Origin of the sequence: Gracilibacillus timonensis (assembly GCF_900086715.1) — a bacterium.
Taxonomy (GTDB): Bacteria; Bacillota; Bacilli; order Bacillales; family Amphibacillaceae; genus Gracilibacillus; species Gracilibacillus timonensis.
Window position 1 is genome coordinate 153,757 of the sequence record NZ_FLKH01000011.1, and the last position, 22,974, is coordinate 176,730.

Annotated in this window: 21 protein-coding genes; 11 read left to right on the forward strand and 10 right to left on the reverse strand. The window is 37.1% G+C overall.

The features are described from left to right. Positions 1-341: 341 nt before the first annotated feature. On the reverse strand, positions 342-1,883 hold the full coding sequence (locus BN6556_RS08130) for a histidine kinase N-terminal 7TM domain-containing diguanylate cyclase (protein ID WP_066189552.1): 1,542 nt from the start codon (positions 1,881-1,883) through the stop codon (positions 342-344). A 120-nt stretch (positions 1,884-2,003) separates the two neighbouring features. On the opposite strand from BN6556_RS08130, the gene BN6556_RS08135 reads away from it, so the two are divergent. Together BN6556_RS08135 and BN6556_RS08140 are read left to right on the forward strand one after the other, a co-directional pair. Continuing rightward, positions 2,004-2,327, forward strand: coding sequence for a nucleoside triphosphate pyrophosphohydrolase (locus tag BN6556_RS08135; protein WP_066189554.1), 324 nt, complete (start codon positions 2,004-2,006; stop codon positions 2,325-2,327). Between the two features lie 165 nt (positions 2,328-2,492). Next, on the forward strand, positions 2,493-3,014 hold the full coding sequence (locus BN6556_RS08140; RefSeq protein WP_066189556.1) for a GNAT family N-acetyltransferase: 522 nt from the start codon (positions 2,493-2,495) through the stop codon (positions 3,012-3,014). 161 nt (positions 3,015-3,175) lie between these two features. Here the strand turns inward: BN6556_RS08140 and BN6556_RS08145 are convergent, their stop codons facing one another. Continuing rightward, complete coding sequence (locus BN6556_RS08145) at positions 3,176-5,026, reverse strand: histidine kinase dimerization/phosphoacceptor domain -containing protein (RefSeq protein ID WP_066189559.1); 1,851 nt, start codon at positions 5,024-5,026, stop codon at positions 3,176-3,178. 272 nt (positions 5,027-5,298) lie between these two features. On the opposite strand from BN6556_RS08145, the gene BN6556_RS08150 reads away from it, so the two are divergent. From BN6556_RS08150 to BN6556_RS08170, 5 genes are all read left to right on the forward strand, one after another. Next, positions 5,299-5,889, forward strand: a complete 591-nt coding sequence (locus BN6556_RS08150) for an ANTAR domain-containing response regulator (RefSeq protein ID WP_262361284.1) — start codon at positions 5,299-5,301, stop codon at positions 5,887-5,889. Positions 5,890-6,184: 295 nt separating this feature from the next. Continuing rightward, positions 6,185-7,132 carry an ABC transporter substrate-binding protein gene (locus BN6556_RS08155; protein ID WP_235817473.1) on the forward strand — a complete coding sequence of 316 codons (948 nt, stop codon included), beginning with the start codon at positions 6,185-6,187 and terminating at the stop codon, positions 7,130-7,132. A 34-nt stretch (positions 7,133-7,166) separates the two neighbouring features. After that, positions 7,167-8,669: a sugar ABC transporter ATP-binding protein gene (locus BN6556_RS08160; protein WP_235817474.1), complete on the forward strand. Its 1,503-nt coding sequence runs from the start codon at positions 7,167-7,169 to the stop codon at positions 8,667-8,669. Beyond that, positions 8,669-9,643: an ABC transporter permease subunit gene (locus BN6556_RS08165; RefSeq protein ID WP_066189567.1), complete on the forward strand. Its 975-nt coding sequence runs from the start codon at positions 8,669-8,671 to the stop codon at positions 9,641-9,643. The genes BN6556_RS08160 and BN6556_RS08165 overlap by 1 nt, the downstream gene beginning before the upstream one ends. A gap of 22 nt (positions 9,644-9,665) precedes the next feature. Next, entirely contained in the window at positions 9,666-10,742 is a 1,077-nt protein-coding gene (locus tag BN6556_RS08170; protein ID WP_066189568.1) for an alcohol dehydrogenase catalytic domain-containing protein, read from the forward strand. A gap of 254 nt (positions 10,743-10,996) precedes the next feature. Here BN6556_RS08170 and BN6556_RS08175 read toward each other — a convergent pair whose 3' ends face one another. The 7 genes from BN6556_RS08175 to BN6556_RS08205 all read right to left on the reverse strand — a co-directional run bounded on the left by BN6556_RS08175 (position 10,997) and on the right by BN6556_RS08205 (position 18,642). Next, on the reverse strand, positions 10,997-11,791 hold the full coding sequence (locus BN6556_RS08175; protein WP_066189569.1) for an SDR family NAD(P)-dependent oxidoreductase: 795 nt from the start codon (positions 11,789-11,791) through the stop codon (positions 10,997-10,999). A 57-nt stretch (positions 11,792-11,848) separates the two neighbouring features. Continuing rightward, the gene (locus BN6556_RS08180; RefSeq protein WP_066189572.1) at positions 11,849-12,700 is read right to left on the reverse strand and encodes a DUF6807 domain-containing protein; all 852 of its coding nucleotides are present in this window, start codon (positions 12,698-12,700) and stop codon (positions 11,849-11,851) included. 25 nt (positions 12,701-12,725) lie between these two features. Beyond that, positions 12,726-13,835, reverse strand: coding sequence for a Gfo/Idh/MocA family protein (locus BN6556_RS08185; RefSeq protein ID WP_066189577.1), 1,110 nt, complete (start codon positions 13,833-13,835; stop codon positions 12,726-12,728). 114 nt (positions 13,836-13,949) lie between these two features. Beyond that, complete coding sequence (locus BN6556_RS08190) at positions 13,950-14,777, reverse strand: carbohydrate ABC transporter permease (protein ID WP_235817475.1); 828 nt, start codon at positions 14,775-14,777, stop codon at positions 13,950-13,952. 13 nt (positions 14,778-14,790) lie between these two features. Continuing rightward, complete coding sequence (locus tag BN6556_RS08195) at positions 14,791-15,729, reverse strand: carbohydrate ABC transporter permease (protein WP_066189584.1); 939 nt, start codon at positions 15,727-15,729, stop codon at positions 14,791-14,793. A 57-nt stretch (positions 15,730-15,786) separates the two neighbouring features. Further along, complete coding sequence (locus BN6556_RS08200; RefSeq protein ID WP_161485677.1) at positions 15,787-17,112, reverse strand: ABC transporter substrate-binding protein; 1,326 nt, start codon at positions 17,110-17,112, stop codon at positions 15,787-15,789. A gap of 369 nt (positions 17,113-17,481) precedes the next feature. After that, a complete protein-coding gene (locus BN6556_RS08205) occupies positions 17,482-18,642 on the reverse strand; it encodes a XylR family transcriptional regulator (protein ID WP_066189586.1) in 1,161 nt (386 codons plus the stop codon). Between the two features lie 428 nt (positions 18,643-19,070). On the opposite strand from BN6556_RS08205, the gene BN6556_RS08210 reads away from it, so the two are divergent. After that, positions 19,071-19,487 carry a helix-turn-helix domain-containing protein gene (locus tag BN6556_RS08210; protein WP_066189589.1) on the forward strand — a complete coding sequence of 139 codons (417 nt, stop codon included), beginning with the start codon at positions 19,071-19,073 and terminating at the stop codon, positions 19,485-19,487. 133 nt (positions 19,488-19,620) lie between these two features. Here BN6556_RS08210 and BN6556_RS08215 read toward each other — a convergent pair whose 3' ends face one another. After that, complete coding sequence (locus tag BN6556_RS08215) at positions 19,621-20,007, reverse strand: GNAT family N-acetyltransferase (protein WP_066189593.1); 387 nt, start codon at positions 20,005-20,007, stop codon at positions 19,621-19,623. A gap of 327 nt (positions 20,008-20,334) precedes the next feature. Here BN6556_RS08215 and BN6556_RS08220 point away from each other — a divergent pair, with 327 nt between their 5' ends. Genes BN6556_RS08220 through BN6556_RS08230 form a run of 3 tightly spaced genes read left to right on the forward strand, consistent with a single transcriptional unit; the run spans position 20,335 to position 22,959 of the window. Continuing rightward, on the forward strand, positions 20,335-22,236 hold the full coding sequence (locus BN6556_RS08220; RefSeq protein ID WP_066189596.1) for a BglG family transcription antiterminator: 1,902 nt from the start codon (positions 20,335-20,337) through the stop codon (positions 22,234-22,236). Beyond that, positions 22,233-22,685 carry a PTS sugar transporter subunit IIA gene (locus tag BN6556_RS08225; RefSeq protein ID WP_066191232.1) on the forward strand — a complete coding sequence of 151 codons (453 nt, stop codon included), beginning with the start codon at positions 22,233-22,235 and terminating at the stop codon, positions 22,683-22,685. Before BN6556_RS08220 ends, BN6556_RS08225 begins: the two co-directional genes overlap by 4 nt. Continuing rightward, complete coding sequence (locus BN6556_RS08230) at positions 22,678-22,959, forward strand: PTS sugar transporter subunit IIB (protein WP_066189598.1); 282 nt, start codon at positions 22,678-22,680, stop codon at positions 22,957-22,959. The genes BN6556_RS08225 and BN6556_RS08230 overlap by 8 nt, the downstream gene beginning before the upstream one ends. Positions 22,960-22,974 lie beyond the last annotated feature (15 nt).

Below are 22,974 nucleotides of genomic sequence, written 5' to 3' on the forward strand. Positions count from 1 at the left end.
GGTGCATTGCTTGCGAAAAAGACTTATGCCAGAATGTCCCCATTGCGGAAACCGATTAAATCACGAAATGATATTGTATTAGTATAGTAGAGAATCTCCAAATATGTCCGTTAAAATAGATAATCAAATCAAAATCGAGCGGATTATAAAGTAATGAAGGAAGTAGAGCGGTGATGCTCTACTTCTTTTTAGTTGACATAATACGAGACCGCCCGGAAAAACAGGCAAACCGTCCAGTAACAGGGTGAAACCGTCAGTAAAAAGCCCAAAACTGTCCGGGAAGAGGCTTAAACTGTCCGGAACACACCCAAAACCGTCCGGAAAGCCGCTCTCTCCTTTTGTTAGGAAAAGATTTGCACTTGGTTACGGCCTCTCTCTTTCGCCAGGTATAATGCCTGATCTGCTTGATATAGCAATTGCTCTAAGGTGTGTTTATTTAAGTTGTCTATGCTGGAGATGCCTAGACTGATGGTAACAGGGATGGAGAGTGAATCGATTTTAAATGGGTGCTCCTCTAATTGCTGCCGCATGGTTTCAGCCAATTGATATGCTTCTTTTATATCCATGTCGTTTAACGTAAGGATAAATTCTTCCCCGCCATAACGAGCTAAGAGACAATGGTCGGGCAATATTTTTCGGAAAAGTTGGCTCGTTTCATTCAAAATACGATCTCCGACCTGATGTCCATAGGTATCATTTATTTTCTTAAAGTGATCAATATCGAAAAGGAGTATAGCAAAACTGTTTTTTGCTTGTGAAATGGAAATTTCTGCTCGCTGGAAAAAGGCCCTCCGATTAAGTATATTAGTCAGTTCATCATAATAGGCCAAGTATTCAAGTTGTGTCTGCATATTTTTCATTTTCGTAATATCCGTAAATATAACCAATCTACCACTATTTTTTGTAGTATGGGACAGAGGGGATACACGTAATTGAAACACACGTGGTTTATGCTGTCGATTGTAAGTGATTTCTGCTTCCAGTGGGCTTTCTGATAAACTATATGGGAAAGGAAGTCCCGATAAATTCTTCCAAATATGATAGAAATTTTGTCCATACATCTGTTGGTTAATGCCTATTAACATTTTCTGTGCTGCTTGATTATATTCCACTAGACGATAGGAATTATCCAAGACGATCACACCATTATCCATACTTTGGAAGATAACGTCTTTTGCAATAGGCACTACCGTAAACATTTGTGAAGTGGTGATGGCCCATAGGTAAAGAGTAGATGAAAGTCCTAATATCATCGGGACAGGGTCAATTCCAGATGGAGTTAAACCTGTTAAATAAAAGTAAGACATGACAATGGGAAGGAATTGCCCAAGTGCTAAGACAATAATTTGTTTCCAATAAGCACGGGCTGCCGTTTTTAATTGTAGTAACGTTAAAATAAGTGCAATAAACATAAATGAAAAAGTGAAAATGCCATGAACAATGTACCATATACCAACCTCTTGTTCCACATAAGGTGCGCCTAACAAAGGGTCAATTTGTAACGTGCGATAGTAGAGATGGTGCAAGTCGTTGGTTGCTACTAAAATAATGGTAATGGTTGGGATGATTAATAAAAGTAATACTCGTTTAAACGCTGTTTCCATCCCAAAATAGCGCAGGATAAATAATAATCCAAGTAGTGGAGAATAACCTATACCTATGTATTGTATAATGGTCCATGTCTTTATTTGTTCAATGTTGGTAGCAAGCAGTCCAAATGCACCGGCAAAACAATAGATGCTAATGGGTAAAATATAAATAATAAAAGTCCAGGCAATGCTTTTATAATAATGGCGACGTGCATAGGCAAAAACGGCTAAAACGAGGTTGATAACGCCAGAAATTACCATTAACGCTATAAAAGCTGTGATTTGTGAGTCCATAAGCTTACCCCCTTTCTATAATGTAGCATAAATAGGGGAGGATGAGGAGAAGTATTTATGAGATAATCGACATATTAATGTTAGTTAGATGATCTTATTTTTGAAAAGAGAGGTATTATCATGACTATTTATAATAAATTGGTTCGAGACTATATTCCTGAAATTATTGAAGAACAAGGGCAGTACTGTCAAATAAGAATAATGGAAGAGAAATCTTATAAACTGGAACTAATACAAAAACTTAAAGAAGAATGGAAGGAATATCTAAAGGCAAATAATGATCAAGCAGCTGTCGAAGAATTAGCAGATATGATGGAAGTGGTGATAGCTTTAGCAAAAACACATCAAGTATCAGAGCAAACGTTATTGCAAATGAGGGAGCAGAAGCTTAAAACACGTGGTGGATTTGATAATAAAATTTTTTTAGAGGAAGTTAGCGAGTAAATAATATATGCTTGCGTGAGATTGTGGAAAGTCTATCGCAGAGCATAGGGTATTAGGGCAGATTATTGAATAAAGGTGTTATTTGTAAAAAGTGCATATTAACAGAGGTTGCTCAATAATAGTGGTGTTCAAATACATACAATAGACTTTGATAAAGGAGAACCTATGAATATTAAAACAAACAGATTACAACTAAGAGAATTTAATGAATCCGATTGGGAGGCGGTGTATTCGTATACATCTGATCAAGCAGTGATGAAATACCTTCCTGAAGAGGTATTTTCAAAGGAAGATGCCAGGCAATTTGTTATAGACAATAAAGGAGACGAGGCAGAAAAGTATGCTGTTATAGAAATGGATACACACCAATTGATTGGACATATTGTTTTCCATCCGTATTTTGGCGACCACACCTTTGAGATTGGCTGGGTATTTAATCCTTTGTATCACGGAAAGGGCTATGCTACAGAGGCCGCCAAAGCTGTGCTTGCATTTGGTTTTAATCAATTGCATCTGCATCGAATTATTGCAACCTGTCAACCTGAAAATAGGCCGTCCTATCGTGTAATGGAGAAGATTGGTATGAGGAGAGAAGGATTTTTTAAACAATGTATTCCACACGGTGATGAATGGTGGGATGAATATTATTATGCTATTTTGAGAGACGAGTTTTTGGGTGTGGAGTAATGATTATGAAAGTGAAGTTTGGTGGAATTTTAATTTTATGGAGTGAGATATAATCTTTTGACAAGCTAATTTGTAAAGAAGGTGCCCACCTTCTATACTTAAAAAGAAGACACCTCTTTATAGTTAGTGGTAGTGTGAATGTGGAATATCATATGCTATTCTTAATGAACTCCAAATAAAACTTTACTAGGAATAGAGACTGTAAAGGAGCTCCCATTGTTTGGCGAGTGTCCCATCTCCAAATCTCCTTGTAATTCATTTTTAAGAATATCTTTTATGATATTTAAACCAAGGCTATCTGTTTTCTCAAGGTCAAAATCAGCAGGCATACCTTCTCCATTGTCTGTTACAGAAATAGTAATCCAATCTGATATTTTATAGGAATGGATTAAAATGATCCCTGTATTTCTATTTTTAAAGGCATGTTTCTGACTGTTAATGACAAGTTCATTAATGATTAGTGCAATAGAAGTGGCTTTATTGTAAGGAATGAAAATATCTTCTAACTCCGATTTTATTTGTATTTTAGGATCAGCACTTGAGATCTCTATGATAGATTCGATAAGTTCTTTTAAATTAATAATGCTTCTGCCCATGCGATCCTTAGATAATAAATCGTGTACGGTGGCAATACTCTTAATGCGACTGATAACGTTATCTAGTAATTCATCAATAGATCGATAATTATCTTGTTTATAGACGTTTTTTTGTAAGGTAACTAGACCAATAACTGATTGAAGATTATTTTTGATGCGATGATGGCTTTCCTGAAGTAAGGTGGATCTCCCCATCAATCTTGTATCTTCAATAGCGATAGCAACATGTTTTGCTAATGCGAAAAGGTACTGCGACTCTGCTTTTGAATAAATGTAAAAATCTTTATAATACAGGCTGATAAGTCCTGTCACCTGAGATCGAATCAGAATAGGGATGCAGATGAAAGTATTCATTCCTTCTTGTTCCTTAAATAATGTATTAAATTCCTTGTCTTTTCTATTGATATAGAAAATCTCGTTAGATTGGGCAATTTTTATAATAGTCTCTTTAGTCAGCTGTACATGGATATCACGTAATTCTTGGTATTCAAATTTATCGATAGTATGCCAGGTATTCTCATCGAGTAACTGTATGGCACAACCATCTGAACCCATGAATTGACAAACCTCTTTTGCTAGCAGAAGTAATACATCTTTTAATTCATATTCAGAGGTCAAAAATTCTGCTGCTTTAAATACTGTATCCAAGAAACTTTTACTATCTTGACTGAAACGATCGTTTTCTTTGAAATAATAACCTTCAATTTTCCTAAGAAATAACTGAGGATCTGCCTTAGCCTCAGAGGCGGTCATTTTACCAGCGAGAACACCATTGTTCAAGATAGAAATCGAATCTCCTATTTTTAGAGAATTCTCCCATTGCCTAGTTATGAACAAAACGCTGCCTCTCATCTCTTTAAACTGTCTGATAATATTATACATTTTAGCTGCATTAGTGGAAGAAAGATTTTCTATTGGTTCATGCATAATGATAAGTTTCGGGTTCAAAAGTAGGAGGCGACATAAATAGATGAATTTTTTATCTTCTGCAGATAGGTTATATAATTTCTCTTTCGGGTTATAATCTAAGCCCAATTTGTTAAAAATGTCGATTGTATTTTTATGAATTTTGGATCGATTTAAAAAAGGCATAAAGCGGTATTTTGGTAGATACATTAAATGTACATTTTCTGCAACGGTTAGGTTATCGAGTGTTAATGGGTGTCTATAAAGAAATTCAATAGGGTAATGTTCCCAGATGTCATAATTATGTGGAAGCGCTGTTACTTTGTTCCCCATAAAATAAATGTTACCATCATTTTGTTTCGTGAATTGCAATGCCTTCATGAATTGCTCCTGTTCACTAGAATCTTTCATCATCAACGAATGAATTTCATTTTCTTCAATGCTTAGTTGAATGCCTTTGGGAGAATTAAGATAAATGAAGTTATTCATGTCGAGTAACGATTGTTTCATGTTCATACCTCTTTTCAAGTTGAATTACGTTACTTTGAAATAGTATAAAGGAAGCATGTAGAAGAAATCAATACTAAATGAAGTAGAAAGATATAATGGGGGATAAGAGAGTTATTGAAAAGAAGTCATATTAGTTCTATAAAAGATATTGACTAATGATTTACTTATGTTAATTAGTATTGACTAGAAAGTAGGTTTTATTGTAACTTGTCATTATATAGGTCTTGTGATTCAAGTGACACGTCACTAAAAAAATAAATGCTGTTAAGGAGGTGAGATCAATCGATAATAAGCTACGAACGGTTATTGCAGAAGATGAGCTCTTGGTAATGATGGGTTTGGAATCAAATCTAAAAGAACTAGGTCATGAAGTGGTGGGAAAAGCTGCAGATGGTGAAAAAGCAGTGCGTTTAGTCTTGAATTTAAAACCAGATGTGGTACTTGTGGATGTAAGCATGCCTAAAATGGATGGTATTGAAGCGATTCATGAAATCAATGAAGAAATGTTTGTTCCTTCGATTATTATTAGTGCTTATCACGATGAAAGTTTAATAAAAAGAGCGTCTGAAGAAGGAGTATTTAGTTATTTAGTAAAACCAGTGGATTTGAAAGATTTGAAGGCTGCTATCAATATTACTTTGGATAGAGTTGAAGAGTTTAAAGATCTACAAGAAGAACTTCACGATACAAAAAAAGCTTTAGAGGCTAGAAAATATATTGAAAAGGCAAAAGGAATATTAATGGAATCTAAAGGTTTAAAAGAACCGGAAGCTATGCAAAAAATGCAGCATATGAGTAGAAATCAAAATAAGAAATTGGTTGAGATTGCTAAAAATATTATTGCGATGGAATCTTTATTTTAAAATAACTTGAAATAATCTCTTGACTTTGTAACCGTTTTATTTTAATCTTGTTGTAGAGTTAATAAATTTAAATATTTTATATATACCTATGGGTGGTATGTATATATTTGGGCTAAGAGCGCCTTGTCAGAGCTATGTTTTCGTGTGTGCTAAAAACGAAAATATAGTCTCTAATAAGGCGCTTTTTTGTGTTCAAAATTTTTAAGGAGGTGATGTGAGTAATTAAGCAAGAATTAGATGAAGCGATGGAACTAATAAGGTTTATGTGGTAATAAAATTGTGGGAGGTAATGAATTTGAAAAAATCTAATATTGTATTTATGGTAATGTCAGTATTTGTCTTCATATTGCTTAGTGCATGCGACAACCAAGGTAATGAAACATCTGGAGAAGCAGAAAGTGCCGATGATTTAAGAATTGGTATGTCATTTCAGGAGATGGATAATCCTTACTTTATTTCTATGCAAGAATCTTTTGAAGATGCTGCTGCTTCTATTGGAGCAGAAACAATTATTGCGGATGCCCAGCATGATGTAACAAAACAAGTAAATGATATCAGTGACATGGTCCAGCAAGATATTGATATTTTACTTATTAATCCTGCTGATAGTGACGGAGTGGAAAGTGCTGTTATGCAAGCAGAAGAAGCTGGTGTTATAACTGTTGCTATAGACGCTCAAGCCGAGGGGCCTATCGACTCTTTTGTAGGTTCAAAAAACTATGACGCTGGTTATTTGGCAGGAGAAAAAATGGCAGAGGATTTAGGAGGGACCGGTTCTGTAGCTATTTTGGATGGGATTCCTGTTGTACCAATTTTGCAACGTGTGGAAGGTTTTGAAGATGCTATAAGTGAGAATTCTGATATTGAAATCGTAGACATACAGAATGGGGAACAAGAGCGGTCAAAAGCTTTGAATGTAACGGAAAATATTCTTCAAGCCAACCCAGATTTGGATGCCATTTTCAGTGTCAATGATGGTGGAGCTATGGGGTCCCTAGGCGCTATTGAATCTTCAGGCCGAGATGTTGCGCTATATAGTGTCGATGGTCATCCAGAAGCCATTGAAGCAATTACTTCAGGAGATATCTTCAAGGCAACCGTTGCTCAGTTTCCGAGAGATCAAATAAGAGTTGGTATGGGTATGGCTTTAGCAAAATATTGGGGAGCTGAAGTAGTACCTGAAGAAGTGCCGATTGACGTAGAACTTTTGACACCAGAAAATGCAGAAGGTTTTAGTTGGTAAGGGACCAACAAAACATTCAATTGAAGGATGGGGAATGAAGATGTCAGAAATACTCAGAATTCAAAATATAACAAAAGAATTTTCGGGAGTTAAAGCACTGAAGGATGTTAGCTTTTCCATTGAAAGAGGAGAAGTGCATGCATTAGTGGGAGAGAATGGTGCTGGAAAATCTACTCTAATGAAAATACTATCAGGAGTGTACCAGCCTACTGGGGGAGAAATATTCTTAGAGGAAAAGGAAATCAAACTGATTGATCCTAAACAGGCACAGGGGCTAGGGATAAGTATTATTCACCAAGAATTTAGTTTGATACCTTATCTCAATACAATTGATAACATTTTTTTAGGGCGTGAAATTAGAAATAAGAGTGGATTACTCCATAGGGAAAAAATGAAAAAAAAGGCAGTAGATATACTCAAAACACTACATGCAGAAATTGATCTTAAAACGCCTGTCTCAGAATTAAGTATTGCACAACAGCAATTCGTAGAAATAGCTAAGGCCATTTCGATAGATACAAAGGTATTAATTTTTGATGAACCAACGGCTAGTCTGACAGGTAAAGAAATTGAAGATTTATTTCAGCTAATTGAAAAATTGAAAGCAGAAGGAGTCACAATTATTTATATTTCTCATCATTTAGATGAAATCATCACCATGTGTGATTCAATGACTTGTTTGAGGGACGGGACATGGGTGGATACGAAAAGAGTGGCAGACACAAATAAACAGGAAATTGTTAAGATGATGGTTGGAAGAGAGATTGCTAATGTGTTTCCAATTAAAGGAGAATCAACTAAACATAATGATATCTTGCTTGAGGTAAAAGATCTTGGAAATAAACATGTGATAGACATCAATTTTCATTTGCGTAAAGGTGAGATTTTGGGAATTGCAGGTTTAGTTGGTTCAGGAAGAACAGAAATAGTACGAGCTTTGATTGGTGCAGATAAGACCCAGACAAAGAACGTACTCGTTAATGGAAAAAAAATCAATATCAAAACACCAACAGATGCATTAAACCACGGGATCTGTCTAATTCCTGAAAATAGGAAAACACAAGGACTTATTTTAGATTCAACCGTGAAAAAAAATATAAGTTTACCTATTCTTAAACAACTATCCAATAGTTTTCGTATCATCAATCGGACGAAAGAAAATGAACTTACAAAAGCTTCAATTCAGGATCTGCTCATTAAAACACCGAGTATGAACCAAACAGTAAAGAATTTAAGTGGAGGTAATCAACAAAAAGTGGTGTTAGCTAAATGGTTGAATACAAATTGCCATCTTATAATCTTTGATGAACCAACTAGAGGAATTGACATAGGTGCCAAAGAAGAGATCTATAAATTAATGAGGGATTTAGCAGACAAAGGTATCAGTATTATTATGATCTCCTCAGAATTACCAGAAGTTTTAGGGATGAGTGATCGTTTGTTAGTAATGCATAAAGGCCGAATTAAATCGGAAATATCAAGTAGTGAAGCAACTTCGGAAAGAGTTATGCATTATGCAACAGGGGGTGAAGGTTGATGAATGCATTGAATTATCAAGTTACAGACAAGAAGAATGTCAAAGAATTATTTAAAAATCCTGAAATGTTAACTTTTCTAGGTTTTATCCTGCTTTGTATTGTATTTTCAGTGGCGAGTAGTGAATTCCTAACTGGAACCAATATTTCAAATATATTTAGGCAAGTTTCAATCAATGGGATCATGGCTGTAGGGATGACCTTTGTTATATTGACAGGAGGTATTGATTTATCCGTAGGGTCTGTGATGGCTTTTTCCGGTACAATTATGGCAGGATTGATGATTAATAGTGGGCTTCCTCCAATTTTAGCTATTTTATTAGGTATACTTCTTGGTGCTGCTATTGGGTATATTAATGGAGTTTTCGTTGCTTATGCTAAGATCCCTGCTATTATTGTTACACTTGCTATGATGGAAATAGCTAGGGGAGCAGCACTCTTGTATACAGGTGGATATCCTTTATCAGGTTTATCTGATTCCTTTACCTTTCTTGGACGAGGTTATCTTTTTGGCATTATACCAATGCCTGTCGTGATAATGGCTATTGTATTTTTAATCGCTTATTTAATTCTTAACCATTTACCTTTAGGTAGATATATTTATGCCTTAGGCGGTAATGAAGAAGCGGTCCGATTATCGGGAATTAAGGTAAAAAGAATAAAAGCCTTTGTTTATTTAATTAGTGGAATCACTGCCAGTATAAGTGGTTTAATTATGACTTCCCGATTGGCATCGGGGCAGCCGAATGCAGGTGTAGGTTATGAATTAGACGCAATTGCTGCCGTAGTCTTAGGTGGGACAGCAATTTCTGGAGGACGTGGACATATTTTCGGAACCTTATTAGGAGCTTTGTTATTAGGAGTTTTAAGTAATGGTTTAAATCTGTTAGGTGTCTCGCCATATGTTCAACGAGTTTTAAAGGGTGCAATCATTATCGGTGCTATTTATTATAGTAGCCGTGTAAAAAAAGATTAATCAGTAAGGAGAGCGTATCAATATGAATAAGATTCCTGAAATGATGAAAGCAGTTGTTTGTTACGGGCCAGAAGATTATAGAGTAGAGGAAGCAAAAACGCCAGTACCAGGTGCAGGAGAAGTGGTTATTAAAGTCGAGGCCTGTGGAATTTGCGGCAGCGATATAAAAGTCTACCATGGTGCTGATATGTATTGGGCAGGAGAAGATCCATGGTTAAAGGCTCCAGTAATTCCCGGACATGAGTTTTATGGAACCGTTGTACAATTAGGAGATGGAGCGGCAGAACTTCATGGAATTGAAGTGGGTGATAAAGTAACCACAGATCAAATTAATCCTTGTGGAAACTGTTGGTATTGTAGGACAGGTAAATATTGGATGTGCCAAGTTCATAACATGTATGGTTTTCAACAGGGTGTTGCTGAGGGTGCCATGGCAGAGTATATGAAATTTAGTAACAAGTCTACCATTTATAAGGTTACGGATGGAGTAACCGATATCGAAGCAAGTCTCATTGAACCAATGGCATGTGCGGTACATGCTGTACAAAGAGCAACTATCGAATTTGAGGACTGTGTTGTCTTAGCAGGTGCAGGAACTCTTGGATTATGCATGCTTCAGTTTATTAAATTAAAAACACCGAAAGAAATAGTGGTGCTCGATGCAAATGATAAACGATTAGAATTGGCCAAAAGTTTTGGTGCTGATCTATGTATTAATCCTGTAAAAGAAGATGCCATTGAGAAAATAAAATCCCTGACAAATGGTTATGGCTGTGACGTTTACATTGAAGCTACGGGAAATCCAAAAGGAGTTACACAAGGTTTAGAAATGACTAGGAAATTAGGTAGATTCGTTGAGTTTAGTGTGTTTGGACAAGAAACGACTACTGATTGGAGTGTCATCGGAGACAAAAAAGAATTAGACATTCGAGGTTCTCATCTTGGCCCATATACCTACCCGGTTGTTATTGATCTATTTGAGCGAGGGTTGATAAGTGCAGAAGGTATCGTAACACACACATACAAATTAGATGATTTTCAAGAAGCGATGGAGATGGCTCAAGATTCTAGTGCTATTAAAGTTTCTATAAGACCTTAAACAGTTATAACAAAAAGTTAACGAATAAGAACAAAAAAACAATGAAAATTGTTAGTGACTCTAAAATATCCAATTATTTAAAAAGACGACTCATTTTACATTATAAAAGTGTGAGTCGTCTTTTCATTGTATATTATTTTTGTATTAAAATGTGCTTGTGTGGCTATATTTCTAAAAATCCTTATTCCCAATAACCTCTTGATACTAATGTTCCTATCCTATTCATAGCTTTTCTTTTTATTCAATTTTAAAGACTAATTCCTCTGAGCAAGTGCAGATAGCCCGCCATCCACATTTAAACATGCTCCTGTTACGAAAGAAGCTTCATCTGAGGCTAAGAATAGAATTCCATAGGCCAATTCTCTTGGGGTTCCTTGACGTTTAAGGATACCTGGTCCATCAGGATTAGGTTTAGTTACACTTTGATCTAGTTCTTTCCCTGCAGCTTCTGCCCTTTTAATATGGTAGTCGGTCAAGGTAGGACCGGGAAGAATAGCGTTGACACGTAGCTTCTCTTCTGCATGATCACATGCCATTGAGCGTGTAAGGGCAAGAACGCCTGCTTTGGTAGCATCATATAATCCCATACCTGGGCGCCCTACTACACCATTGGCCGATGAGACGTTGACGATAGAACCACCATTGCTTTCAGACATTATTGGAATAAAATGTTTACAGCAATAGCCCACTGCACGTAAGTTAATATCAAAGATAAATTGCCATGTTTCCTCATCTGCTTCCGTAATTGGTCCAAAAACACGAACCCCAGCATTATTGACAAGAATGTCTACTCGATTGAATTTATTCTTCACATCCAGAGCTACTCTCGCTATGTCTTTCTCACTACCCACATCTGCAGTTGCGGGTAGTGCGGGCAAGCCACCTTGATCAGCAATCAAATCTACCGTATTTTGCGCATCCGATTCATAACGGTCCACTACTACAACTTGTGCACCTTCTTCTGCAAATAATAGACATGTCTCCCGTCCGATACCTGAACCGCCTCCAGTAACTACAGCCACTTTATTCTTTAATCTATTTCCAGTCATATTTCTATCCCCAATCTTTTATGATTTTTTATATTGTTTCCCATTGGATTGATATGTTTATACTAGACTATTGTTAAAAGTGTTCCAATTTTCTTCTATTTGTTCTGTATTCGATTCACCGCAGTAAATCAATAAACGATGCTTATATCTTTCTATTTGTCCTTGCTCTTGAGTCCACTCTCCACTGATGCATCTACTTGGAGAAATACCGAGCTGATCGTCTACCCTCCAAGTAACAGGGTGTTGTGGGTTATCTTGATGGTTCATCATAGCAATTCCAGCCCAGTTTTTGCGATTTTCAATGGGCATACTGACGGCAACCCAATTGGCGGGCTTTGCTTCAGCTTCCTCGTTTTCCAATCCGTAACTGTTAATTGCTCTGCCACCCAGTTCTTCTCTGAATGGCATACGCAGAAACAGCCCACCGGCTATGTGTTGACCAAAAGTAAGTAATGTTTCAGCTCGTAAAGACCAAACAAGATCTAATTCGTATTTATCACGATGGTCGGTAAATGTCCAAATTTGTTTTTCTGTGATCATGTGCGTTCCATCGGGCGCATGCCATTCCGTTTCTACTTTCCATGATGCTCTATTTTCTTTTAGGACTGGTTCAGATAATGGCTTAGGGCGAATGGTACCATCGTAACCACCTCTTAATCCTTCTTCCCAAAATCCAATATTATTAATATTATTGAATCCACAATAAAGCCCATGCTGCCATGGATGGTGAGATGGAGCATCCTCTGTTATGACTCCCACACCATCTGGTGAAACAATAGGATGAATGTATGGACGCTTGTTCGTTTTTGCATGTTGTGTAATTATAGGGGTACGTCCATTCTGTCGGTAAATATGAATGGTTTGTTTGGAACTTTTTGCTTGCAACATATTGAATTCAGTACGTTTCATGTGAATCACCTCCTTAAGTGATCGTTTATTGGGATTTAAATATAGGTATTTTTACGATTTCGCCATTCTTCATTGCCGATTCATGCGCGCATAGTCCTGCGCAAGTCCAATTTGCTGAGGTGAGAGCATTTGGGAAAGCATCTCGTTCTTCAAGAATGCTACTAATAAACTCATGTACTAAATGTGGGTGAGATCCACCATGACCACTTCCCTGTGTAAAAGATAGATGTTGATTTTCTTCCGAATCATATACTCCTTCTGTTGTATAACGCTGAATAGGTTCAGGCAGAAAATGAGCGTAATCTGGTATGTTAACCCTTTTAGGCTTTTCTCCAGTGAAGACTACGGGATCTTCAGCTTCTAATTGCTGCCATTCAAAACTTTTCTTGTCTGCATAAACATCAAAACTTTCCACATATTCACGAGAAGTTTCAAATAGTGACCTGGTTACTTCCATCGCCAGATTAGAATCTCTTAACCTGAATAATGCGGACTCTACTGCAAAGGGTGAACCATATTTCGCCGTTAAATGATCTGCTATGTTTCCTGATCCTAAACAGGAAACATACTCTACTTCTTTGTCAGTTAAAGCTAATAAAGGGCTTACAGCGTGAGTAGCGTAATGCATAGGAGGAAGTCCTTCCCAGTAACCTGGCCACCCTGCCATTTCTTGTTGATGTGCTCCTCTTAAAAATTGTATGCGCCCGAGTTCTCCTTTATCTCGAAGCTCTTTCACGTATAAAAACTCTCTTGTTTGGACAGCGGTTTCCATCATCATGTAATTTTTCCCATGCTGTTGCTGTGCTTTCACAATTTGTTGGCATTCTTCAATTGATGTAGCCATGGGAACTGTACATGCTACATGTTTTCCCGCTTTAAGAGCAGCAATGCTTTGCTCTGCATGTAAATGTATTGGTGAGTTAATGTGAACGGCGTCAATATTGTCATCATGAATTAACTCATCAAAATTTGAATACCTCATTTTAATGTCAAAATGATCACCTATACTTTGGAGATTTTTTTTGTTCCGTTGACAAATAGCATACATTTCGGTGTCTGGATGATCACGATAGATGGGGATGAATTCAGCTCCAAATCCTAGTCCGACAATAGCTATGTTCAGTTTCTTTCTCAATCAAATTCCTCCTTCGTGTTGGATTTTTATCTCACTATTAATCTAGTGAATAAATGATGGAAAGTCTATGTGATATCACGTTACTTTATTTAGATTTTTGAGGATGACTAATAATCAACCCTTAACACCACCTAAGGAAATCCCTTTTACGAAAGATTTTTGAACAAAGAAATAGAGTGCTATAATTGGTACTGCAATCAATACAGCGGCGGCCATTAAAGGTCCCCAAGCTGTGCTTTCTGTTTGCTGAAATTGTTGCAGGCCAATTTGCAAAGTGTATTTCGAGGGGTCACTTAGGTAAATTAATGGTCCCAAGAAGTCATTCCACGAAAACATAAATTGAAATAACGCAATCGTTAATATAGCAGGCTGGCATATCGGAAGCATAATTCTGAAAAAAATCCCGAACTCGGAACAGCCATCAATACGAGCGGCATCCTCCAAACTGTTAGGTAATTGTTTGAAAAATTGTCTCATTAAGAAAATGAAGAAAGGCATACCAAACCACAAGGGTAATATAAGTGGTAATAATCCACCTACTAGTCCAAGTTGAGAAAATAATAGAAACAAAGGTACCATCGTTACAGGGAATGGAATCATCATCACAGCCAATGTAATAACAAAGAGGGTGTCACGACCTTTCCATTTTAACCTTGCTAAACTGTATGCCACTATTGGGCAAGAAACCACAACTCCCAGTGTAGATAATCCAGAATAAATTAAAGAATTTTTAAAGTAAGTAAAAAATGGAATCATGGTAAGAGCATCATAATAATGTTGCCATTCCAATGGATTTGGTATTAGAATGGGTGGGTAACTAAACAATTGCGTATTAGGTTTTATGGATGAACTAAACATCCAGAAAAAGGGAAGCGCGAACAGTATTCCAGCTAAACTTATAAAAAAATAGGTTAATACTCTTTTTAATTTTTTATTCTTCAATTTCAAATCCCTCCTAATCATCACCTTGATAGAATACCCATCGTTTAGACGATTTTAATATAATTAAAGTGATAACCATGATAAGCACGAATAGAATCCAGGCCATAGCCGAAGCATATCCCATTCTCATATATAAAAAGGCGTTGTTATATAAATACATGCTATAGAACATTAGTGAATCAGCTGGCGAACCAGTGCCGGATGTTAAGGTGTATGGTAGTGTGAATTCTTGTAAAGCATTGATTAATCCCATTACTACATTAAAAAAGATAACTGGTGTTAAAAGCGGGATGGTAATATGCCATATTTTCCGAATAGGATTGGCGCCATCTACTTCAGCTGCATCGTAATACTCTTGTGATATATCCTGTAAACCAGCAAGATATATTAGAAACGTGTTTCCGATGATCCACAAAGACATCATGACTACAGAAGGTTTTGCCCAAGTAGGATCGCCCAACCACCCTGGCCCTGCTATTCCAACTAAATCTAAAAGGTAATTGACTAAACCAAATTGTGCTTCGAGTAGCCATTGGAATAAAATAGCGACGGCAACTGCTGGGACTAAGGATGGAATGAAAAATAGTGTTCTAAATATTCCTTGACCTTTAATTCGCATATTGAGTAATAAAGCGATCGAAACGCCTGTCACGACAGCCAAAGGGAGCTGCATCAAAGCATAAAAGAAGGTATTGCTGATTCCTGTCCAAAACATTGGATCGTTAAATAATTGTATATAATTACTTAGACCAACAAATTGAGAAACACCAGAGATATTGTAATTTGTAAAACTGTAATACATGGAACTAAGCAATGGATAGAAATAAAAAACACTTAATCCAATAAGCCATGGGAGTGCAAAGATAACTCCATATTTTGAACGTTTTCTTTCTATGGTACTTTTCACTTTTGTTTTAGTAGCTTGCTTATTCTTTAGTGAAACTGACTTCATTGTGAACCCCCCATACTATTTCGATGTGTGAAAAAGGGGAAGATTCCCCTTTTTTTGTTATTCCCTTCTGGCTTCTTCCTGATCAATGGCGTTATTAATGGTTTCATTAATTCTATCCAAGATTTCTTGAGGCGTACCTTGCCCATCAAGAACGAGATCAGGTGCTTTCGCTAATTCATCCCACATCATATTTCCAGCTAATACAACTGGTCGGTGCTTCCCATTTGGCAATACATCTAAGAATGGCTGATGATTTGGAATGTCGCCAAATAATTCCTCGTTCACTTCCGGAATCACCGAATATTCTCCCTTAATTTCTTTGAATCTTTGCCCCTCTTCTGTAGAACTAAGCCACTTTACAAATTCCCATGCTGCTTCCAAACGATCTCCTTCTACTCCCTTTGGTATAATGAGTGCTCTTCCCCCTAAAAAAGTCGTGAAGTCATCGCCAGTCGGAGTAGGGATATAGGAAACTCCGTAATTCAAATCGGGGTTGTACTCTGCTATTTGTTCCATAATCCAGTTACCTTGTACTACCATAGAAACTTGCTCACTGATAAACGGGTCTTGTGCTTCGCTTCCCTCTGAATTTGCAAAACTTAGTACATTTTCCGCACCTATTTCGGAAGCGAAATCAGTCATCCACTCCAATGCCTCTACCACTTTAGGATTGTTTGCGGTCACTTGGTTAGAATCGTCCACAAATTCGCCCCCAAAAGACCAGCCCCAAGAATATAACCAGCCCTCTCCAAGCCAAGGAATCAGCCCATACTGTGTAAACCTACCATCTTCTTCTTTCGTTAGTTGGAGTGCTGCCTCCTCTAGTTCTTCTATGGTCGTAGGTGGATCTTCAGGATCTAGTCCTGCCTCTTCAAAGTGATCCTTGTTATAATATAATGCCCTTGAAGTACCGTCATATGGCAGGCCTAAGATATCCCCTTCAAAGGTTGATTCCCCCCATGCCCAATCGTAGTAAATATCTTGATTAATCCCATCCCGTTCTGCCAAATCGTTTAGTAAGGTTAATGAATCCATATATTCTGCAATTCCATAACGGCTTGCCAACATCACATCTGGTGGATTTCCTCCTGCAACTGCAGTAACTAGTTTAGAGGAAACAGAATCTCCACCATCAGCAGCTACATATACTGGTTCAACTTCTATATCTGGATGTGATTCATTAAACGCGGCTACGGATTGTTGGATTTCTTCACCACCTGGACCTACTTCCCAATTATGCCAATAGGTTATTTGAGTCACATCATCTTCAGACTGCTCACCATTCGTGCCGCTGCCTTCTTCAGTAGAACAACCAATGATAAAAAATAAAATAAATATGGAAAATACGAGTGATAGTAAGCGCATACAATTAGGTTTAAACATTTTCATTTCTCCTTTGTAATGTATACTTCTTGTCATATGATCTCTCGATAAGACGTAAAATTGCTTGTTAAGTTACCTCCTTTCTCCCGTTTGTTAAAATTCCCCTTCTGTTGATGTGTTTGATTATTTCATTACCTGGATTCAGAGTGAGATATAAAATCTGAATGGAATGCCGAATATCTTAGCTCGTAGTGTAGGTAATTAACGCAAGTATAGGTAATTAGCAATTTAAAGTCTATGAGATATTACGTTACTTTATTTTGATTTTTCGTATTGGCATGAAGCCTTATTTATTTCTGACAGTCAGTTGAATATACGACATGTGCGAATTTATCTTATTTAGATTTTTTTGTTAAAAATGTAGATTTATTAGTTGGATTTTCGATATTGGCCTGGAGTTAGTCCTGTTTTTCTTTTAAAAAGTACATTCATATACTCGAAATGCTTGAATCCAATCTTTTCAGCTATTAAAGATAAAGGTAAGTCTGTTTCAGATAGCAATTGTTTCGCAAGATTTACTTTCACTTCCAATATTTCCTGATGAGGAGTTCTCCCTAGTGCTTTTTTAAATCGATTATCCAGCACACTTCGTGAAACAAGGACGTGTTTCAGGATATCTTCGACCTTAATATCTTCATAAGCATGGCTTCGAATCATTTGGATAGCTTCTGAAACCAGTTCATCCTCTACGGTGACAACATCAGTAGATACTCGTGTTAATAGTGTGATTGGGGAAAATAGCTGCAGCTCTGGTTTAACCTTTTCTCCAGCCATCATCAAATCTAAAATTTCCGCTGCTTTATATCCTGTGTTTAGTGTGTCTGGAACAATGCTAGATAAAGATGGATCAGAAAGGTTACAAAGCAGCTCATCATTATCTACTCCTATGACTCCTGCTTGATAAGGTACAGCTATATCAGCGAGCTGACATGCTTCTAGTAATTTTTGACCTAAGATATCATATGAAGCCATAATTCCAATTGGCTTAGGTAATGTTTTTAACCATTGAGCCATATCTTCCCTATCTTTAGTCCATGAGTTGTTCCGATTGGATTCGAAAGTATGGCAGTCGAAACCTTTGCTTTTCACATAATTCATAAAAAAATGGTACCTTTGTCTAGCCCAAGGGAACTGCATTTCACCACAAAAACCAAAATGCTTAAACCCTTTACTAATTAAATGCTCGGCTGCCATGGTAGCAATGGCTTGATTATTGGTTTCAACACAAGGTAGCTGAGGTAAAAATCGATTTGCACTCACATCGACAGTTGGGAGATTAATGTCACTTATAATGGAGGCAATTTCTTTCGTTTCTATTCGTGCAATAATTCCATCACCTTTCCAGTTTTTAAGCCAGCTAAGATCTGTATGGTCTCTGCTGTGTTCTCCTAAATATATCGACCAGGGACGATTCTCATTCAAGTAAGACTTGATTCCTCGAAGTAATCCTCTTGCATACTCATTGGATGTTTCGATAATAAGGGCTACATGATAGTTCGGTTTTTTTGTGTGATTTGTAAGATAATTCATAATTTCCACCTTTGATTAGTTATTTAAAGAATTAATTCCTTACTTTAAAAATTTAAAAGGTTAATAATCCGCTTTCAATAATGTTTTTTGATATTTCAATTGCTTATTAGCAAATAGAAAAGAAACAATAGGAAGGATGATTGCTTGTCTTGTTTATCAATCAATAGCTATGATGATTTTTGGAGAGTAGATTGTTTATATTTGTTGAAGTATTAGCAAATTTTCCTCATTTTATAAAATCATTCCTTTCTATAATTAATGACCAAAGAACAATAGAAGCTGTGTCAGTAATACTACGAACGTGGTAAAATTTTTTTAATGGTTAATTGGTTTACCTAGTTTATAAAATACTACAATCGAGAACTTAATTCAATGTTTTATTCTCAATTGTATTGGTTACTTTGATTAGATTGGAGGTGTATTTTACTATGAATGAAAACTTCATTGGAGTCGGGGATCGTTTATTGGATCGAATGAATGATTTAGGGCTAAAACAAGTGGATGTATCTAAAGCTACTGGTATTTCTAAAAATGCAATGAGTAATTATGTGAGCGGTAAAAGAGTTCCTGACACTGTAGGAATATACAAACTTTCCAAATTTCTTTCTGTTTCCATCGAATGGTTACTTACTGGAGAGGAACAGCCTATTATAAAAGAAAAAGCTTCATCTAATGAATTTCAAATATTGGATAGAATACGCAAGCTATCAGATTATAATTTAATGAGGATTATGGGATACCTTGATGCATTGCTAACTATAGAAAAAGAACATAGTGAAAAAAACGTGTTATCTAATTCGCTGTATGAAGAAGAGGCTACAGAAAATGGGGGAGAAGAGGCTTAATTTTAATTCCTTTTGGTAAACTTATTAACCATGTATGATTTTACAATAAAGTTTAAAGCAAAAAACCATTTCCTTATTTTAAAAGTGAATACTTAGTACTGTAATAGAAAATGGAGCGAAAATAAGAAATATGTTATCTTTTCCAAATCCCAGCGCTGCATGGCTTAAGACCACAACGCTTATAAAATGCTTGGTGTTTTTCTTGGAATGTTGCTGAAACATGATCTAGTTTGCGCAAATTCGCTTCTTCTAACAACCTGCGTACCAGCTTGACACCGATACCTTTTCTCTGGTAATCGGGATGAACGATAATGTCTTCCATATAACCGTGTAAATTACCAGGACTGGAAACATAACCAAACGCTATGAGTTTACCTTGATGATCTCTGACTGCGCCCCAAAAATAAATGTGATCAAGTAGTTCAGGGTATAATTGGTCGTGACGATCCCAGCCTACAGATTCCCTTAAATCAGGAACTTCACTCTTTGAAATATCTGAATTTATTTTTACATGATACATGATAGATCACTCCTCTTTATGCCATGCAGCCTCTTCCATGTACACCTCATGGCATTAACTCTTTTTAACACAAGTATACAACAAAAAGCGCTATAAAACAGAAGTAGTTTTTAAAGTCTTAAAGCACGTTTAACTCCGTGATGATAGCGCGTAAATGATAGACGAAAAAACTCTTACTTCACCATATCTACACGGCTTTCCATGTATAACCCAACCCAATTTAACAAAGAATAACTCGGAAGGTATACTTTTTTACCACAGTTGTGTCAATTATTGTTCTTTCGATATTTCGGTTAGCGTATTACACTGACGATAAGGGTGATAAACATGTTATCTACTAGACAAAAGCAGTTGCTAGCAAGGCTTATCGAAAGTGAACAGTTTATGACGGTGGAGTTTCTGGCCAAGTGGTTGGAAGTCAGCGCGAAAACGGTTCGAAATGATTTAGACACATTAGCGAGTTTTCTGGAAGGGAGGGACAGCTTGCTACAAAGAGTCCCGGGTAAAGGAGTACAGCTTGTGACCGATAATGAGGAAAAACTTTTGGAGTCACTAGAGCTTACAGATTCTCTGCTTGATAGAGAAGTTCAGCTAACGATGATTAGTTTGTATCTACTGTTGAATAACAAGGTTACGATACAGGATGTAGCGGATGAGTTCTTTCTAAGTCGGACTAGTGTGCAGCACCTTCTTCGAGAAGTGGAGGAGCTCTTTGATCAATATAATTTGCAGCTTTCTAAAGAAGTCAGGAAAGGTTTATTCGTTTACGGCACAGAACGAAGCAAACGAAAGGCCGTTTTTTATTGGTTAACGAGACAGGGTACTAATCTGGATACGTTATCAAGATGGTTAGCGATAGCAAGTGCAGAACAGGAACTGGCCGAGGAATGGATAGATATCTGCGAGCAGGAACGTGGTGTGGCATATAGTGAAGATTCTCGGCCCGCTCTCGCTATTTACTTAATATGGTGGAAACGTCGGGTGGATGGAATGCATATTGTTTTTGTTCCAAAGAAACAGCGGATCGCTAACCCTGTTTCAGGCGGTGTAGCTACTTATTTAAATCAACTGTCGACGGATCAAGCATTACGAGTAAATGAGGAGAATTTTATCCACCAAATATTTGATCAGATCAAGGTGGTCAAATATAAATTTGAAGCTAATGATTTGGATCATTATCAAAAGGAATATACTTTTTGCCGTTATCTTATCGACCAAATATCAAGTATTCTTCAGGTGAATTTATCTGCAGATAGGAAGCTAAACAACGATTTAATATATCATGTGAAAGCAGCATTCCTAAGGATTGAAGAAGGAACGGAGATCGACAATCCTTATACGGAAGAAATCAAGATACGATTTCGAGCCATTTACGAGATGGTTCATCAAATCACCCTTGATATAGGGTATCGCTTGATTGCGGCGGAAGTAGCTTATCTCACGATGCATATCAGCTCAGCACTAGAACGAAGTAATAGTAAGAGATATTTACCGAATGTGATTGTGGTTTGTACAACGGGATTAGCCACTTCTTCTATTCTCATGACCAAGTTAGAGCATATTGAACCAGGATTTAATTTGTTGCGTATTGTTCATTCGCAAGAGCTGGAGCAGGAATTAGATCCAGAGGAGATTGATTTTATTCTCACGACGAGTAAACAGGCTGCACCAAATATCAGTGATATCAAAACGTATCGCGTCAGCCCCTTATTATTGGATGACGAGAAAGCCAAAATTCAACATGAGGCACACAAGATTGTCAATCGCAAACAGCTCCAGCGATTTAATCAGGTATATCAACAGCCAAGGTCTGTTGTGCCAACCCTTTTCGATGAGCAAATACACTATCACAAGTCCCAAGACTGGTACGAGGCGATTGCACTGGCGGCCCAGCCATTGTTACAAGCAGGCTATATCAAACAAGGCTACATTCAAGAAATGATTATGTCTGTGGAACGCAATGGCACGTATATGGTATTTCTTCCTAAGGTGGCGTTTGTCCATGCTCATCCAGATAATGTGCTCAAAGAAGGAATCAGTATGACCATTTTTGATGAAGAACTCGTCTTTGGTTCCAAAAATCCGGAAAAAGTAAAAATCATCATTGTGCTAGCTATTAAAGAGTCTCACAATCAGGATTTTCTACAATTATACCGCTACTTGGAGAACCCAGAAGTATTCCATCAATTATTGAATGACCGTAAGGAGAAGTGGAGGAAGAAGAATTGAAACAGTTGCAAAAGGATCAAATAGTAGTACAAGTAGAAGCAGAGAACTGGAAAGAGGCGATTGAAGTCTCTGGTCAATTACTAATGGATTCAGGAGCTGTGACCAAGGAATACGTGCACAGCATGGTTCAATCGGTTGAAGAGAATGGACCCTATATTGTCATTGCTCCTGGGATTGCAATGGCTCATGCAAGACCGAGTGCGAGCGTACTTGAAAATGCATTGGCGCTGGCCATTTTAAAGAAGCCTGTTCCCTTTCACAGTAAAGAGAATGATCCAGTCGATTTGGTGTTTTCATTCTCAGCAAAAGGGGATGCATCGCATCTGAAAATGATCGAACAATTATCCCTGTTTCTGATGAAAGAAGAAGCAGTGAATCAGTTAAGGAATGCACAATCTACCGAAGAAGCTTATCAAATAATAACAGAAGGAAGTGTGACGAATGAGTAAATTAAAAATAATGACAGTATGTGGTTTTGGTTTAGGATCTTCGATGGTATTAAAGATGAATTTAGAGGCGGCACTAAAAGACCTAGATATAGAAGCAGATGTAACGACAGGGGATGTGAGTTCGGCAACGGGATCAGACAGTGATTATATTTTCACCAGCAATGAGCTAGCCGGTAATCTCAAGGCTTCTACCTCTACGCCAGTAGTCGTTATCAATAGCTTTGTTGATAAGAACGAGATTAAAGAAAAGGCACAAGCAGAAATAAAAGCCTGATAACAGGATGTTCCA